The organism is Pseudonocardia sp. CA-142604, from assembly GCF_050948475.1.
GTDB classification, from domain to species: domain Bacteria; phylum Actinomycetota; class Actinomycetes; order Mycobacteriales; family Pseudonocardiaceae; genus Pseudonocardia; species Pseudonocardia alaniniphila.
In genome coordinates this window covers 5776161-5792321 of the sequence record NZ_CP192045.1, presented here as the reverse complement: position 1 = coordinate 5792321, position 16161 = coordinate 5776161, and the positions used below count along the sequence as shown (strand labels likewise).

The window sequence follows — 16161 nt, the reverse complement described above, 5'->3', positions numbered from 1 at the left end:
TCGGCCGGAGCCTCCCGGCGGGGACTATGCGGGCGTGCCCTGCTGCGGGGTGACCTCCTCGACGCGGACCCTCGCCACGCGTCTGCCGTCCATCTCGGTCACCGTGAACCGGTGCGGCCCGAACCGCACCGCGTCGCCCGTCCGGGGAACCTGGCCCAGCCGTGCCTGCACGAACCCGCCGAGCGTCTCGTAGGGGCCGGTGGGGAGCGCGATCCCCGTCCGGTCGGCCACCTCATCGCGGTGCAGCAGCCCGTCGAGCTCCGACTTGTCGGCGCTGGGGCTCCGCTGGGGGTCGTACTCGTCCTCGATCTCGCCCACCAGCTCCTCGAGGATGTCCTCGAGCGTGACGATCCCCGCGGTGCCGCCGTACTCGTCGACCACGACGGCCAGGTGCGCACGCTGGGCGCGCAGCTCCGAGAGCGCTTCGAGCAGCGGTTTCCCGCTCGGGAGCAGCGGCACGGGACGCGCGATCTGGCGCAGCTTCCGACTCTCCGCGTCGGGGTCGGTGAGCAGCACGGTCAGCAGGTCACGGACGTGGACGACACCCAGCACGTCGTCCACGTCCGCGCTGATGACGGGGTAGCGGGAGTGGGAACCGCGCAACACGGCACGCGCGGCGTCGCCGACGGTCATGTCGGCCTCGCTGAAGTCGACCTCGGTGCGCGGCACCATCACGGTGCCGACCGAGCGGTGGGCGGCGGCGAAGACATCGCCGAGCACGCGCCGCTCCTCCGGGCCGAGGCTGCGGTGCGTGCGCACCATGTCGCGCAGTTCCTCGGTGCTCACACCGCCGTCGCTCGCCTTCGGGTCGAGGCCGAGCAGGCGCACGACGGCGTTGGTGGAGACGCCGAGGACCCAGATCAGTGGGCGGCTCAGCCTGGCGACGCGGTCGAGGATGGGGGCGACGGTCCGCGCGACGATCTCCGGCCGCTGCAGCGCGAGGCGCTTCGGGACCAGCTCGCCGAGGACGAGTGACAGGTAGGAGATCGCGATCGTCACGACGATGAACGCGATCGTGCCCGCGAGTCCCGGAGGAAGCCCCCATCCGCTCAGCACGGTCGCGAGCGGCTCGGACAGCGTCGAGCCGCCGTAGGCCGCGGAGAAGAACCCGGCGAGGGTCACGCCGATCTGCACGGCGGACAGGAACCGGTTGGAGTCCTCGCGCAGATGCGCGACCCGCTCGCCGCGCCGGTCCTCCGCCGCCATGCGGCGCACCTGGGCGTCGCGCAGCGAGACCAGCGCCAGTTCCGACGCCGAGAAGAACCCGCCGATCAGTACGAACAGCAGGACGAGCGCCAGGCTGAGCAGGATGTCGTTCACAACGTACAAGTTTCCCAACCAGGCTCGTTCGACGCGCACACCGGGATAGAGCGGGTGGGTCAGCGGCGCCGGTTCGCCGCCGCCGCGACGGGGCTCGCCATCAGCTTCTCCAGCAGCGCCGTGAGCTGGGCGGCCTCGTCGTCGGTGAGCGCGGAGGCCCAGGTCTGCTCGCGTTCGTTGTGCGCGGCGAACGCGTCGGCGAACACCTGCCCACCGTGTGTGGTGAGCGAGAGCTCGACCGAGCGGCGGTCGCGGCCCGCCTTGCGCCGGGCCACCAGGCCGTCCCGTTCGAGGGTGTTGACCAGCGCCGACACCGCCGCCCGGCTCATCCCGGCCAGCTGTGCCACGCGCTTGGCCTCCAGCGGTCCGGCGAGCCAGAGCACGAACAGCACCCGGAAGCCCGCAAACGACCAGCCACGTGGCCGGTGCACCGCCGACTCGAGGTCGTAGACCATCGCGTTCGAGGCGCGGTAGAGACTCAGCATCAGCCGCATCGCACGCGCATCCACCGCCGGCAGCGCGCGAGTGGTCCGCTCCACCGCGATGGCGACGAACGACCAGTAGTCCACGCCGTCGGGAGCGAGGTCCTCGTGCGCCGGCTCGCTGGGCAGGGGAGCGTCGGACACAGGCGCAGCGTATGCGCGACGGAGGGCTGTGACCCGAGGTCAGCGGCGGACGTTCATTCCACCGCGACGATCGTGCGCCCGGTGCGGTCCGGCACCCCGAGCGCGAACGCCGCCGCGAGGACCGGCCCGACCAGACCGAGCGCGAGAGCCAACGGCACCGTGCCTGCGACGCTGAGCGCGACCAGCGGGAAGAGCCCCGCGCCGATCCCGCGTCCGGCGTAGTAGCTGGTGTTGGATCCGGCCGAGCGGATCCGGGTGGGGAAGTACTCGGCCATCCACACCCCGAGCACGCCGAACCCGCCGCTGCCTGCCGCGCACAGCAGCACGGCCCAGAAGGTCTGGTCGGTCCAGAACTGTGAGCTCACGTGCGCCGACCCGGTGGCCACCAGGAGCAGCAGCCAGCCGAACCCGGCCACCCCGACGAGGGAGGCGACGAAGAAGGCGTACCGGCGCTTGATCACGTCCGACAGCGCGCCGGTGAGCGGATAGGTGACGGCCGTGATCACCAGCGCGATCAGCACGATCACGCTGGCCGTGCCCAGCGGCACCTTCTCGACCTGCACGAGGAACGTGGTGAGGTAGGCGATCATCGAGTTGGTGCTGATGAACATGGCACTCGCCAGCACGATGAACAGCACGGTGCCGCGCACGTGCTCGCGGCGGAAGAGGTCGCTCAACGGCACCTTGGCCGGCCGCATGCGTTCGGGCACCCGGCCGGCCGCGAGCTCGCGCCGGTAGTGGCGCCACTGTTCCGACTCGGGCAGCGTGATCGCGGACAGCAGGCCGATCACGAGCGTGATGGCGCCGATCACGATGTAACCGCCGCGCCATCCGTCGGACTCGCCGAACTGCACGGTGCAGAAGTACACGACGCCCTCGGTGATGATCTGACCGGCGAAGTACATCGCCTGGATCGACCCACCCATCGCCCCGCGCTTGCTGGTCTTCCAGCTCTCGGTGAACATCGAGTACGCCAGCCCGAACAGCCCGCCCATGCCCACGCCTGCGACGAGGCGCGTGACCAGGAACAGGCCGTAGGTGGGCGCGAGCCCCCCGAGCACGGCCGCCACGCCGAAGATCAGCACGGAGCCCGTGTACGTCCAGCGCCTGCCGTATCGGTCGCCCAGCCAGCCGCAGACCAGTCCGCCGAGGATCGAGGCGAACCCCTGCAAGGTGGTGACCTGCACGATCTGGATCGTGCTGACGTGGAGGGTGCCGGCGATGTATGCCATCGGGTAGCCGACGAGGTTCAGCTCGGCCCCGTCGAAGAGGGTGCCCAGGAAGGCGAACGCGAGGACCACCCCGGCTCCGCGGGGGATCGCACGTGTTGCGGTCTCGGAGGTGGATGCGGCATTGACGGTCGACATCTGGTTCCTCGGTGCGCGGGGAGGCACGGACGTGGTGGGGAGGAGCGGAGCGTCACTCGGGGAGCGGACGCCCTCGGGTCTCGGGGCAGAACGGGGCGACGAGCAGTCCCACGATGTAGATCAGGCCGACCACGGTGGCGGCGACGCCGTAGCCGCCGAGCCTCGAGATGATCGCGCCCGAGAGCAACGGTCCGAGGAACGCGACGAACCGGGCGGCGTTGAAGACGAACGCCACGCCCGTCGCCCGTAGGTGCGTGGGATAGAACTCCGGGAGCCACACCGGCATCCAGGTGTACTGGCCGAGGGTGAAGAAACCGTTCACGACGAGGACGACGGCGATGATCCGCAGGTCGTGCGTCCAGAGGAACAGCACCGGCGTGAGCACCAGCGATGCCGCGAAGTACAGCAGCACGGCCGGCTTGCGGCCGAACCGGTCGGCGAGGAAGCCGAACGCCACGTACCCGGCGATCGCGCCGACGTTGTAGATCATTCCGGCACCGCTGGCCCAGCTCGAGGCGCTGTGCCCGGCCTTCGCCGCCACGTCGGAGACGTAGAGCGGCACCCAGGTCGAGATGCCCCACCAGCCCAGCGTCGTCACCAGCGACATCACCGAGCCGAGGATCGTCAGCCTGCGTAGCTTCGGGTCGAGGAAGATCTGGCGCAGGGTGAGCCGCGTGTAGGCCTGCTCGCGCTCGGTCAGCTCGCCGGGCGCCCGGTCGCGCAGCTTCTTGCGGTGGTGTTGCGCCTTCGTCCACTGCTCCGACTCCGGTACCGACCGGCGCAGCCAGAGCGCGAACAGGGCGGGCAGCACGCCGACCAGGTACATCAGGCGCCAGGAGTCGGGGCCGATCGGTGCGATGAAGTACCAGCAGAACGAGGCGATGAAGAAGCCGAGGCCGAGGCCGCACTGCATCAACCCGGCGGCCTTCGCCCTGGCGTTGCTCGGCCACATCTCGGCCACCAGCGACGTGCCGGTTCCCCACTCCGAGCCGAGCGCGAACCCGGTGATGAACCGCAGTACCAGGAAGGACTCCCACGACCAGGACAGCGCGCTGAGCCCGGTGAACGCCGCGTAGAGCACGATCGCGGTGATCAGCGTGCGGCGCCTGCCGAAGTAGTCGGCGAAGACGCCGCCGAGGATGCCGCCCATGCCCCAGCCGAGCAGCGTCACCGCGATGGTGGCGCCGGTGAGGAAGGCGACGGAGCTGGCGGGCTCGCCCGGCGCGAGCCGGTGCAGCACGGTGCTGGCGGTCAGGATGAGCGCGTAGGTCTCGAACCCGTCGAAGAGCCATCCGAGGTTGGCGGCGAACAGCGAGCGCCATTGGGAGCGCCCCAGTCCGCTGAGCCAGGTTGTCCGTGCGACAGCGATGTCGTGCACCGAGGTCCTTCCTCCGGTCGCCCGCGGCATAATGCGCCTGTCCGCTGGACGAGTTGTCCTACATGCAGGACATCTGATCTGTGGTCGGACGGTATGACAGAGCGAGAGTGCCGTCAAGGCGCGCGCAGCCTCGCCGGGGCGCGGCGGGAACGGGGAGGGGTGCGGTGGGTGGGGCCTGGTCAGCGAGGCGGGAGGGTGCCGCCGGTGCGCTCCGTGATGCGCGCGGCGCACTCACGGATCAGCTCGCCGGCCTCTGCGACCGTCGAGTGGTCGAGCTCGGAGGAGAACGCCAGCGAGCACAGCGCCATGGTCACGCGGCCGCGCTCGTCGAACACCGGTGCGGACACGCCGGACTGTCCGAGGTCGTACTCGCGGATGCTGATCCCGTAGCCGCGTCGCCTGGTCTCGGCGAGCTCGGTGCGCAGCTCGTCCCGGTCGGTCACCGTCTCCGCCGTGAAGGCGATGAGCTCGTTCTTGTCGATCACCCGGTCCGCCTCGGCGGGGTCCGACCAGGCGAGGAAGGCGCGCATGATCGCGGGTGCGGAGAACGGGAAGCTGTCGCCCAGGCCGACGGTGATCCGTACGCCCTGTCCGCGGTCGGCCTTGGCCACCACGGCGTACTCGGCGGAGCCGTGCCGGCGCACGGCGAAGACCAGGTAGCCGAGGCGCTTGCTGAGGTCGTCGAGCTCCTGCTGTACGACCTCGCGCATCCAGTCCTGGGACGCGTCGACGATGGCCAGCAGGCGTGGGCCCAGCCACCATCCGGAGCGGTCGCCCCTCGTGGCGGCCCAACCGGCCCGCTGCAGGGTGCCCAGGATGTTGTAACAGGTGCTGCGGTTGAGATCGAGGTCGTCGATCAGCACGCCGGACGGGACGGGTTCGGGCCAGTCGCGGGCGATCCGCTCCAGCAGCCGTACGGCGTTCATGACCGCGGGCACATCGCTCGCCATGACGCTCTCCTGTCTCCGATTCGTGGGCGCGCCGACCGTGTCGATCGCGCCGAATGCGCCGACCGGGCGGCGGCCACGCTCTGCGACGAGACGGTAGCTGAGGCGTTCGGTGCGACCGCGGGTCGGGTTGACGGCCCTTCCGGGCCCGGCCTAGTGTCCTGCATGCGAGATAACTAGTCCAGTATGGTGGTCAAATGAAGCTCAGCTCCTCGTTCTGGGTGCCTGCCGCCCCGGAGCGCGTGTTCGCCCACTTCCTCGATCCGGACTCGATGCGGGCCTGCGTGCCGGGCTGCCAGGAGCTCGAGAAGGTCGACGACACGCACTACCGCGGCACGTTGGTCAACGAGGTCGCGCATGTCCGGTTCAGCGCCGGATTCACGGCCGAGATCACCGAGCAGGCAGGGCCCGGACAGGTCAAGGCGTTGCTCCGCGGTGAGGACCGCCGGCTGGGCAGCTCGATCAAGATCGAGGCCGCTCTGGCGGTCAACGAGGACGGGTCGGCGGACAGTTCGCGCGTCGAGTTCGGCCTGGACGTGGCCCTCTGGGGCAAGATCGGGCGCCTCGGCGAGTCGATCGTGCGGCGGCGCACCGAAGAGGTGGAGCGCCAGTTCGCCGCCGACTTCTCCCGGGTGTGCGCCGCGGGGCCGCCGGGACCGGGCAACGCCGTGGCGCGCGAGCTGCTCGATGCCCGCGGCGCGGACCAGCGAGCGAAGGCGCCGGTAGCCGTCGGCGCGGCCGGCGCCTCGGCGTCCCGGCCGGCCGTGGCTCTGGCAGGCGACGGGGCCACTCCCGGTCGCATCTCGTGGTGCCGCCACCTCGGCGGCCTGCTCACCGGCCGCAGGGTGCTCGTTCTCGCTGCGATCGCCGTCGCGGCCACCGGTGGTGTGATCGCCGGGTTGTCGCGGATCGCGGCGGCCCGGCGATGACCGCCGACGCCTTCGTGGCGGCGGCTCCCACCCTGCACCGGCCGCGGAGCCTCGAGGAGGCCTGCGCCCTGCTGGGGAGCCTCGACCAGCCCATGGTCTACGGCGGCGGCACCGCCGTGCAGATCCTCATCAAGCAGGGCGTCCTCTTCGCCTCGGACCTCGTCGACCTCTCGCTGGTGCCGGATCTCTCCGGGCTCGAGCGGACCAGCAGCGGCCTGCGCGTGGGCGCGATGGTCACGCTGCGCCGGATGGAGACCGACCCGCTGGTACGGCGCGTGACCCCGCTCGCGGCCCACGTCTACGGGCACGTCGCCAACCCGCGGGTGCGCAACACCGCTAGCGTCGGCGGCAACCTCGCCCACGGCGACTACCGGCTGGACCCGCCGACCGCGCTCATGGTGCTGGACGCCAGGGTCGAGCTCCGCAGCAGCGAGGGCACCCGTCAGGTGGCGCTGCGGGACTTCTTCGTCGCCTTCCAGGAGACGGACCTGCGCCGCGGTGAGCTCGTGACCGCGGTCGAGATCCCCGGTCAGGCCGGATCCACGTGCGGTTTCGCCAAGCTGAGCAGCCAGTCGGTCAACGACTGGCCGTGCGCGTCGGCGGCTGTGCTCGTCACCTCGCCGGTGCGTGGACAGCGGGAGATCCGGATCGGGCTCGGCGCCCTCGCCGAGGTGCCCAAGTACGTGAGCGTCGAGGTGCCGAGCGACGCGCCGGTGGACGACGTCGTACGGGCCGGGCGGTCCGCCGCCGACCCGGTGATCGACCCCATCCCGGACATCCGCGGCTCCGCGGACTTCAAACGCCGACTCGGCCTCGTAGCGGTCGAGGACGCGATCCGGGCGGCCTGGGGCCCGGCGGGCAGCGTGCCCGCCGAGGCTGCGGCCGCCCCTGCAGGACCGACAGGAAAGGAGGGCTCGGATGCTCGGCGAGAGTCCCGCAGGCGCTGGTGGCGCCGTCGGTGAGCGGTGGACCCGCACCGATGCTCGGGCGAAGGTACGCGGTGAGCTGCTCTACGCGGCCGACGAGCCGTTGCGCCCGTGCCTCGACGTCGTCGTGCACCGCAGCACCCGTCCGCACGCCCTGATCGACTCGATCGACACGCGGCAGGCCCTGGCGGTGGACGGCGTGGTGGCCGTGGTGACCGGCGCGGAGCTGCACGCCCGCTTCGGTGACAAGCTGTTCACCGGCCCGGCGTTCTCCGACCAGCCCTGCCTCGCGGTCGAGCGGGTGCGCTACATCGGCGAGCCGGTGGCCGCGGTGCTCGCGCACGGTCTCGCCCCGGCACGGATGGCGGCCGACGAGGTCGTGGTCGAGTACAGCGAGCTCGACCCGGTGCACGACGTCGACAAGGCCGTCGCCGGCGCCCCCTTCGTGCACGACGTGTTGCGGCCCTCGATCGTCTTCGGCGACCTCAAGCACCTGCGCGGCAAGCGGGACACGAACGTCAACTACGAGTTCAACCTCCGCCGCGGCGACGTGGAGGAGGTGGCGGGGACACCGGACGGCACCACGGTGCGCGAGGAGTTCTGGTGCCCGCCCACCCACCACGTGCCGATCGAGCTGCCGTTCACGGCGGCGTGGCGCGACGGGGACCGGCTGGAGATCCTCTCCACCACACAGACGCCGTCCTACGTCCGCCAGTCGGTCGCCGACCTGCTCGGCCTGCCGTTGAACAAGGTGCGGGTGCGCAGCGCCCCGCTCGGCGGCGGCTTCGGCGCCAAGATGTACGACCGGCTGGAGCCGCTGGCCGCCGTGCTCGCCTGGACGCAGCGCACCGCCGTGCGCGTCACCGCGTCGCGTGAGGAGGCGTTCCTGCTCACCACGCGCCACGGCGCCGCGGTGACGGGCAGCATGACCGCCGACAAGGACGGCCGGATCGTCGCAGCGACGGCCGACGTCCGCTACGACACCGGCGCGTACGCCGACGTCGGGCCCCGGATCACCGCCAAGTCGGGCATGGTGGCCACGGGCCCGTACCGCATCGAGAACGTCTCGGTCCGCTCGCGCTGCGTCTACACCAACAAGCCGTCGGCGGGCCCGTTCCGCGGCTTCGGCGTGCCTCAGGTGACGTGGTCGCACGAGTCGCTGGTGGACGAGCTGGCTCGCGTGCGCGGGGAGGATCCGGCCGAGTTCCGGCGCCGCAACCTGCTGCGCGAGGGTGACGTCGCCCCGGTCGGCACCCCGATGCACAGCGCCGACTTCGTGGGCTGTCTCGACGCGGTGACCGATGCCATCGGCTGGGACACGCCGCTGCAGCGAACGGAGGGCCGGCTGCGCCGTGGCCGCGGTGTGGCCGTCGGCATCAAGGCCGTGCTCACGCCGACGATCTCCAACGCCGTGCTCCAGCTCAACCAGGACGCGTCGGCAACTCTGATGATCAGCACGGTGGACATGGGCCAGGGCAGCGACACGATCATGGCGCAGATCGCCGCCGAGTCGCTGTGCCTCGGCGAGGGTCAGGTCCGGGTGGTGGCCACGGACACCGACGTCACCCCCTACGACACGATCACCGCAGGCAGCCGCTCCACCTACCACACCGGCAACGCGGTGCGCCGCGCGTCGGACGCGATGCGCGACAAGCTGGTGGAGATCGCGGCGGAGCGCTTCGGCGTGCCCGTCACCGATGTGAAGCTGACCGGCGACGGCCTGGTCAGCACCCAGAGCCAGGAGCGCGCCTCGATCTCCGAGTTGCTGCACGGTCACTTCGGGGCGCGCGGCACGACGCTGACCACCGAGGCCGAGTTCACCACCACGTGGATGCCCTACGACCACGAGACCGGGCAGTCGGAGAAGGTCACCGAGCACTGGTTCGCCGGTGCGGTGGCAGTGCAGCTCACGGTCGACACCGCGACGGGCCGCGTGCACGTGGAGCACCTTGCCGCGGCGGGTGACGTGGGCCGCGCGATCAACCCGAAGCTGGTGGAGCAGCAGCTCACCGGAGCGGCGATCATGGGTGTCGGCCACGCCCTCTTCGACCGGCTGGTGTTCGACGAGGGGCAGATCGTGAACGGCACGTTGCTGGACTACCAGCTGCCCTCGGTGCTCGACGTGCCCGACAAGATCACGCCGATCATCGTGGAGAACCCGCACCGCACCGGTCCGTACGGCGCCAAGGGCGTGGGCGAGACCACGATCATCCCGCTGGCCCCGGCGGTGGCGAACGCCGTGCGCGACGCCATCGGCATCCGCTTCCCGGAGCTTCCGCTGACGCCGGAGCGGATCCTCACCGCACTCGCAGAGCAGGAGGAGGCCGGGTCATGAGTAGCGACGTCGTGCTTCAGGTGAACGGGGTGCGCCACCGCGTCACGGTGGCGGACGACGATCTGCTGCTGGAGGTGCTGCGACGCACCGGTTACACCAGCGTGCGCGAGGGATGCGGGGTGGGGGCGTGCGGTGCGTGCACCGTGCTGGCCGACGGGCACAGCGTGAGCAGCTGCCTCGCCCGTGCCGTGCGGTACGACGGCGTCCCGCTCACCACCGCCGACGGCCTGCCCCAGGACGACGACGTCGTCGACGAGTTCGTCTCAGCCGGAGCGATGCAGTGCGGCTACTGCATCCCCGGGTTCGTGCTGATGGGCCACGAGCTGCTGGCGGAGAACCCCGACCCGACGCGCGAGGAGATCGCGGCGCATCTGGAGGGGAACATCTGCCGCTGCGGCACCTACGAGGAGATCTGCGCGGCGATCGAGGCCACGGCCCGGCGCCGCAAGGCTGAGCAGGAGCGGAGGAGCGCGTGAAGGTCGACACCGCACGAGGCGGTTTCGAGGTGGCCCGCACCGGAGACGGTGGCCGCCCGCTGGTGGCGTTGCACGCGCTGGCGCTGTCCGGTCGGGTGTGGGACCCGATGGCCGCGGCGCTCGCCGGGAGCCACCAGGTCTTCGCCCCGGACGCGCGCGGGCACGGTGGCTCGGACTGGGACGGCGGCCCGTTCAGCATCGCCGACCTCGCCGACGACGTGGCCGCGATCGTCGAGACGGTGGCCGACGAGCCGGTCGACGTGGTGGGCCTGTCCATGGGCGGCAGCACGGCGATCCTGCTCGCCCAGCGCCACCCCGACCTCGTCGCGCGGCTGGTGCTGGCCGACACCACCGCTGACTACGGTCCCGACCGGGTGGCGCAGTGGACCGAGCGCGCCGAGAAGGCCGTCGGCGTGCCGCGTGAGAAGCAGGTGACCTTCCAGGTGGACCGCTGGTTCTCGCCGTCGTTCGTCGAGGCGCACCCCGACGAGGTCCGCCGCGTCAGCGACATCTTCGTGGCCACGAACTCCCAGGCGCACGCCGCCGCGTGCCATGCGTTCGCGGGCCTGGAGGCCGAGGCCGGGCTGGGCGACATCCAGGCCCCGACGCTCGTGCTCGTGGGCCGTGAGGACTACGCCACGCCGCCCGCCATGGCCGAGACGCTGGCGTCCCGCATCCCGCACGCCCACCTCGAGGTGCTCGACGACACCCGGCACCTGAGCCTGATCGAGCGGCCCGACATCTGGCCGGTCGTCGAGAAGCACCTGAGCTGAGGTGGGCACAGCCAGGATGACCACACCCGGTGACGAACCACTGTTGAGCCTACGAAGCCACATCGACGCGGTGCAGAAGATGGGCGAGCTGCGTCACGTCCACGGCGCGCATTGGGATCTGGAGCTCGGCGGTATCGCCGAGGTGAGCTACCACCTTCCGCATCCGCCTGCCGTCCTGTTCGACGAGATCACCGGCTATCCCGCCGGCATGCGGGTGCTCACCGGCAGCACGGGTTCGTCCCGCCGCTTCGGGCACACCCTGCGTCTCGGCGACGACCTGGACGACGCGGGCCTGGTGGACGCGCTCCGCGGCAAACCGTCGCAATGGACGACCCGCGCGCGCGACTTCCCGGTCGTGCCGGTGGACAGTGCACCCCTGCTCGCCAACGAGGTCCCTGGCGACCAGGTCGACCTACTGGCGTTCCCCGTCCCGCGCTGGCACGAGCACGACGGGGGCCGGTTCGTCGGCACCGGGTGCTTCGTGGTGACGAGCAACCCGGAGACCGGCGTGCACAACGGCGGCTGCTACCGCATGGAGGTGCAGGACGACGGCCGCAGCACCACGATCGCGGCCGTCCCCGGCAAGCACGGGGCGCAGAACATCGAGCGGTGGATCGCGCGCGAGGGCCGCGCCCCGGTGACGGTGTCCTTCGGGCACGACCCGCTGCTGCTGGCGCTCGGCGGCACCGAGGTGCCGGGCGGGGTGTCCGAACTGGAGTACGCGGGCGCGGTGCTCGGGGAACGGGTCCCGGTGGTCATCGCCCCGGACACCGGCCTGCCGATCCCGGCGGGCAGCGAGATCGCCGTGGAGGGCTGGCTCACCCCCGGCAACATGCGCGACGAGGGCCCGTTCGGCGAGTGGACCGGCTACTACTCGGGCCGCCGCAGGCCGTGCCTGAACCTGGAGATCACGCGGCTGTACCACCGGGACGACCCGATCCTGCTCGGAGCGCCCCCCGGTCGTCCGCCGCACGACTACTCCTACATGCGCACCGTGATGAAGTCGGCGATGATCCACGACGAGCTCGTGTCGATGGGCGTGCCCGGCGTCACGGCGGCGTGGGCGCACGAGTCCGGCGGCGGACGGCTCTTCATCGCTGTCTCGCTGGAGCAGCGCTACCCGGGCCACGCGCGGCAGGTTGCGCACCTCGCCGCACAGTGCCCGGCCGCGGCCTACATGAACCGGTACGTGGTGGTGGTCGACGACGACATCGACTGCTCCGACCTGGAGCAGGTGATCTGGGCGATGTCCACCCGCAGCGACCCGGACCGCGACATCGAGATCATGCGCTACGGCTGGGGCAGCAAGCTCGACCCGATGCTCCCGGAGGGCGCGCCGGCCTACAACAGCCGGGCGATCATCGACGCGTGCCGCCCCTTCGAGCGTCGCGCCGACTTCCCCCGGGTGGCGGAGAGCAGCCCGGAGTACCTGCGCGGAGTGCGTGAGAAATGGGAGCACGCGCTGCGCTGACGGCCCCCGTGCCGGACGAGCGGCACGTTCGTGCGTACCCGGTGGACGAGGGGGACGCTCGTCCGGCGCGGGGGTGTTCCGGGGGCGGGAGGTAGGCAGTTCACGCCGGGCGGCACAGTCGTGCGGATCTGTCGGACCGGCGTGCCGTCCGTTGCGCTGCGCTCAGGCGTGCTCGGCCAGCACATCGCGGAGGATCGAGAGGCCCGCGTGGACCTCGGTGAAGCTCGTGCTGAGCGGGGCCAGGCCGAGGCGGATGCCGTCCGGCTCGCGGAAATCGGGGATCACGCCGCGCTCCCACAAGTGGGGGAGCAGGTCGCGGAAACCGGGCCGGCGAATTGTCACGTGGCCGCCGCGGCGTGCCGGGTCGCGGGGTGAGGCCACCTCGACGCCGTGGGGCACGAGCCAGGCGTCCACCAGTTCGAGTGCGAACTCCGTGAGCGCCACGGACTTGGCCCGCACGGCGGCGATCCCGGCCTCCTCCAGCTGCTCCAGAGCGGCCAGCAGCGGCACCATCGCCAGGATCGGCGGCGTTCCGCTCACCACGCCACGGACGCCGTCGGCCGGCACGTAGCCGGGCCCCATCAGGAACGGGTCACGCCTGCCCATCCAGCCCTGGATCGGCTGACGCAGCACGTCCTGCAGATCGCGGCGGACATAGCCGAACGCGGGGGAGCCGGGGCCGCCGTTCAGATACTTGTAGGTGCATCCGGCGGCGAGGTCCACGCCCCACGCGTCGAGCTCCAGCTCCACCGAACCCGCGGAGTGGCAGAGGTCCCACAGCACGAGCCCGCCGGCGTCGTGCACGACGCGGGTGACGGCGGCGGCGTCGGCGAGCCATCCCGACCGGTACGCCACGTGGCTGAACAGCACGAGCCCCGTGGCCGGGCCGACGACGGCCGCGACCTGCTCGGCGGTGACGCCCTCGGCGGGGTCGGTCTCGATCCAGCGCAGGACGCAGCCGCGCTCAGCTGCGATGCCCTCCAGCACGTAGCGGTCGGTCGGGAAGTTGTCGGTGTCGAGGACGATCTCGCGACGCCCGACGCGGGCCTGCGCGTCGACCGCGGCCCGTGCCAGCTTGTAGAGCAGCACCGTCGTCGAGTCGGCGACGACGGTCTGACCGGGGGCCGCACCGAGCGCGGCGGCGGCGATCCGGTCGCCGACCCATCCCGGCCAGTCCATCCACGGCCGGGCCGAGCGCGAATCAGCGGGCCCGTCGCCGGTCCAGCCCCGGATGAGCCCGCCGCCCCACTCCTGCGTGACGAACCGGTCGAGCCGTTCGGCCATGCCGGCCAGCGGACGGCCGAGGGAGTTGCCGTCGAAGTAGGCGACGACGTCGGGGCTGGGCACGAAGCGGTCGCGGTGGGCGGCCAGCGGGTCGGTGGCGTCCAGCTCGGCGGCGCGTGAGGCCAGGCCGACGGTCTCGGCGGTCATGCTCCGATCTCCGTACGGACGGCGTACAGCTCGGGGAAGAAGGTGAGCTCCAGCGCCGCCCGCAGGAACTTCACGCCGCTCGACCCGCCCGTGCCGCGCTTCACCCCGATCGTCCGCTCGACGGTCTTCAGGTGCCGGAACCGCCAGAGCTGGAAGTTCTCCTCGAGGTCGACGAGCTCCTCGCAGGTCTCGTAGGCCTCCCAGCACTCGTGGGAGTGCTCGTAGATGCGGCGGAACACCGGCAGGAGCTCCGGGCAGAACGTATGCGGCTGCCGGACGTCGCGCTCCAGGATCGATCGCGGAACGTCATGGCCGTGGCGGGCCAGATAGCGCAGGAACTCGTCGTAGACGCTCGGCTGGTCCAGCAGTTCGGTGAGCTGCGCGCGGGCCCGCTCGTCGTGGCCGAACAGCTCGATCATCGCGGAGTTCTTGTTGCCCAGCACGAACTCCACGGCCCGGTACTGGTCGGACTGGAAGCCCGACGACGTACCCAGGAAGCTGCGGAACTCCGCGTACTCGGACGGTGTGAGCGTGGCCAGCACCGACCACTGGTCGGTCAGGGTGCGCTGGATGTGCTTCACCCGGGCCAGGCCCTTGAGCGCGGGCCGCAGGTCGTCGGCCGCGAGGTGGGCCTGCACCGCACGCAGCTCGTGCAGCACCAGCTTGAGCCACAGCTCGGACGTCTGGTGCTGCACGATGAACAGCAGCTCGTCATGGTGCACCGGCGTGCTCACGGGGTGCTGCGCCGACAGCAGCTCGTCCAGGTGCAGGTAGGCGCCGTAGGACAGGTTCACCCGGCCCGGACGAGAGCTGTCCTCGCCGAACTCCCGGACGATCCCGTCCTCGAGCGGACGCAGCCCACCGGTCTCGCTCATACGGAAACTGTAGGGCTCGCCCCGGAGGGGAAGCCCGTGGTGCCACCCGCATGCGGCCCGCCTGCCGGTCAGAACCCCGTGCCGTGCTGCGGGAGGCACTCGGCCTGGAACGCGAGGTCGACGCTGTGCAGGGCGGTCTTGTCCTCCGTGGCGAGCAGCCCGGCGCGCGCGAGGGTGGTGGCACGCTCCCCGCCGAACAGGAGTGGGCCCAGCGCGGCGACCTCGATGGCCACGGTCGGCCCGCCCATGTCGACGCGCACGCACTCTGCGCCGTCCGGGCCACCGCGCAGGCGGAACCGGCCGCCGCGGCCGAGGAACGGGTCGTGCACGTCGAGCACGACGTCGACCTCCGAGGCGTATCGGCGCGCGGACAGTGCTGCGGGCACGTCCAGGACCCGGGCCCACATCCCGTCGCGGATGCCGGTGGTACGCACCTGCCTCGGGTCGGTGAGCAGGTACTGCAGGGGGTCGTCGAGCGGATGGGACCACACGGTCACCGTCTCCAGGAGATCCATGGCGAGCAGCACCCGCCACAGCGCGGCGTGCGCCTCCTCGGTGACGGTCACCATGTCCACGACCCGGCACGTCCGTTCGCCCTGGTCGATGCGGTAGGAGGCGTATCCGTCGGCGTGCACGAGGTGGAAGAGCGCGGTGCCGCCGTTGCGCTGCCATTCGCGGTCGAGCAGGACGTTGTCCCACCAGGCGTCGCTGCGGCTGAGCGCCCCCGGGACGGTTGCCACCCACCTCCGGTGGATCTCGGGGAAGAGCTGCCGCGCCTCGGTGGTGTCGATCTCACGGACGCCGCCGGGGTCTGGTGCTCCGCGGCGGAACGTCGCGCGTCGGCGGGTGATCTCCACGGATCGGTGCAGAGTGGCGATTCCGTAGCCGAAGCGGCCGTAGATCGAGCCCTCGCTCGCGGTCAGCAGCGACACGGCGGAGCCCTCGGCCACGAAACCGCGGTGCTGCTCCTCCATCAGCGCCCGCAGGATGCCGCGGCGGCGGTGGGTGACCGCCACGGAGACCCAGGTGACGCCGGGTGCGGGCAGCGTGGCGCCCCCGGGGAGCGTGACGTGGAACGGGAACGATCCGGTGACCCCGACGATCCGCCCGTCGTCCTCGGCGAGCAGGAACCGGTCCGGCTCGAACAGGGGACGGAAGGCCTCGATGTCCTCGTCGCGGTAGTGGAAGCCGAAGCCACGCCCGTCCACCGTGGCGATGGCGGGGAGGTCCTCGGCCCTGGAGCGGCGCAGGGCGGCAGGTGGGGGATGGTCACCGGGCTCGGATTGCTGCAGCACGATGGCGGATTC

General features: G+C 71.5%; 14 protein-coding genes. 6 read left to right on the top strand and 8 right to left on the bottom strand.

Features of this window, described 5'->3' with window-relative positions; genetic code table 11:
- Positions 1–24: 24 nt before the first annotated feature.
- The 5 genes from ACQPZQ_RS26260 to ACQPZQ_RS26240 all read right to left on the bottom strand — a co-directional run bounded on the left by ACQPZQ_RS26260 (position 25) and on the right by ACQPZQ_RS26240 (position 5641).
- Positions 25–1320, bottom strand: a complete 1296-nt coding sequence (locus ACQPZQ_RS26260; protein WP_433284935.1) for a hemolysin family protein — start codon at positions 1318–1320, stop codon at positions 25–27.
- A 59-nt stretch (positions 1321–1379) separates the two neighbouring features.
- On the bottom strand, positions 1380–1931 hold the full coding sequence (locus tag ACQPZQ_RS26255; RefSeq protein ID WP_433299370.1) for a MarR family winged helix-turn-helix transcriptional regulator: 552 nt from the start codon (positions 1929–1931) through the stop codon (positions 1380–1382).
- A gap of 68 nt (positions 1932–1999) precedes the next feature.
- The gene (locus ACQPZQ_RS26250; RefSeq protein WP_433284934.1) at positions 2000–3313 is read right to left on the bottom strand and encodes an MFS transporter; all 1314 of its coding nucleotides are present in this window, start codon (positions 3311–3313) and stop codon (positions 2000–2002) included.
- 52 nt (positions 3314–3365) lie between these two features.
- Positions 3366–4691 (bottom strand): MFS transporter, encoded by a 1326-nt coding sequence (locus ACQPZQ_RS26245; RefSeq protein ID WP_433284932.1) that lies wholly within the window; start codon positions 4689–4691, stop codon positions 3366–3368.
- Between the two features lie 179 nt (positions 4692–4870).
- Positions 4871–5641 (bottom strand): IclR family transcriptional regulator, encoded by a 771-nt coding sequence (locus tag ACQPZQ_RS26240; RefSeq protein ID WP_433284930.1) that lies wholly within the window; start codon positions 5639–5641, stop codon positions 4871–4873.
- Positions 5642–5835: 194 nt separating this feature from the next.
- Between ACQPZQ_RS26240 and ACQPZQ_RS26235 the strand changes: the two genes are divergently transcribed.
- The 6 genes from ACQPZQ_RS26235 to ACQPZQ_RS26210 are packed head-to-tail and all read left to right on the top strand — an operon-like array spanning position 5836 to position 12548.
- Complete coding sequence (locus ACQPZQ_RS26235; RefSeq protein ID WP_433284929.1) at positions 5836–6567, top strand: CoxG family protein; 732 nt, start codon at positions 5836–5838, stop codon at positions 6565–6567.
- Positions 6564–7529 carry an FAD binding domain-containing protein gene (locus ACQPZQ_RS26230; protein ID WP_433284927.1) on the top strand — a complete coding sequence of 322 codons (966 nt, stop codon included), beginning with the start codon at positions 6564–6566 and terminating at the stop codon, positions 7527–7529. The genes ACQPZQ_RS26235 and ACQPZQ_RS26230 overlap by 4 nt, the downstream gene beginning before the upstream one ends.
- Positions 7486–9828, top strand: coding sequence for a xanthine dehydrogenase family protein molybdopterin-binding subunit (locus ACQPZQ_RS26225; RefSeq protein WP_433284925.1), 2343 nt, complete (start codon positions 7486–7488; stop codon positions 9826–9828). Before ACQPZQ_RS26230 ends, ACQPZQ_RS26225 begins: the two co-directional genes overlap by 44 nt.
- Entirely contained in the window at positions 9825–10304 is a 480-nt protein-coding gene (locus ACQPZQ_RS26220) for a (2Fe-2S)-binding protein (RefSeq protein ID WP_433284923.1), read from the top strand. The genes ACQPZQ_RS26225 and ACQPZQ_RS26220 overlap by 4 nt, the downstream gene beginning before the upstream one ends.
- Positions 10301–11077 (top strand): alpha/beta fold hydrolase, encoded by a 777-nt coding sequence (locus ACQPZQ_RS26215; RefSeq protein WP_433284922.1) that lies wholly within the window; start codon positions 10301–10303, stop codon positions 11075–11077. The genes ACQPZQ_RS26220 and ACQPZQ_RS26215 overlap by 4 nt, the downstream gene beginning before the upstream one ends.
- A 16-nt stretch (positions 11078–11093) precedes the next feature.
- Entirely contained in the window at positions 11094–12548 is a 1455-nt protein-coding gene (locus tag ACQPZQ_RS26210) for a UbiD family decarboxylase (protein WP_433284920.1), read from the top strand.
- A gap of 162 nt (positions 12549–12710) precedes the next feature.
- Here ACQPZQ_RS26210 and ACQPZQ_RS26205 read toward each other — a convergent pair whose 3' ends face one another.
- The 3 genes from ACQPZQ_RS26205 to ACQPZQ_RS26195 form a co-directional block, all read right to left on the bottom strand.
- Positions 12711–13979, bottom strand: coding sequence for a kynureninase (locus ACQPZQ_RS26205; protein ID WP_433284918.1), 1269 nt, complete (start codon positions 13977–13979; stop codon positions 12711–12713).
- Positions 13976–14854 carry a tryptophan 2,3-dioxygenase gene (locus ACQPZQ_RS26200; RefSeq protein ID WP_433284916.1) on the bottom strand — a complete coding sequence of 293 codons (879 nt, stop codon included), beginning with the start codon at positions 14852–14854 and terminating at the stop codon, positions 13976–13978. Before ACQPZQ_RS26200 ends, ACQPZQ_RS26205 begins: the two co-directional genes overlap by 4 nt.
- Positions 14855–14922: 68 nt before the next feature.
- Positions 14923–16149 (bottom strand): GNAT family N-acetyltransferase, encoded by a 1227-nt coding sequence (locus tag ACQPZQ_RS26195; RefSeq protein ID WP_433284914.1) that lies wholly within the window; start codon positions 16147–16149, stop codon positions 14923–14925.
- Between the last annotated feature and the right edge of the window lie 12 nt (positions 16150–16161).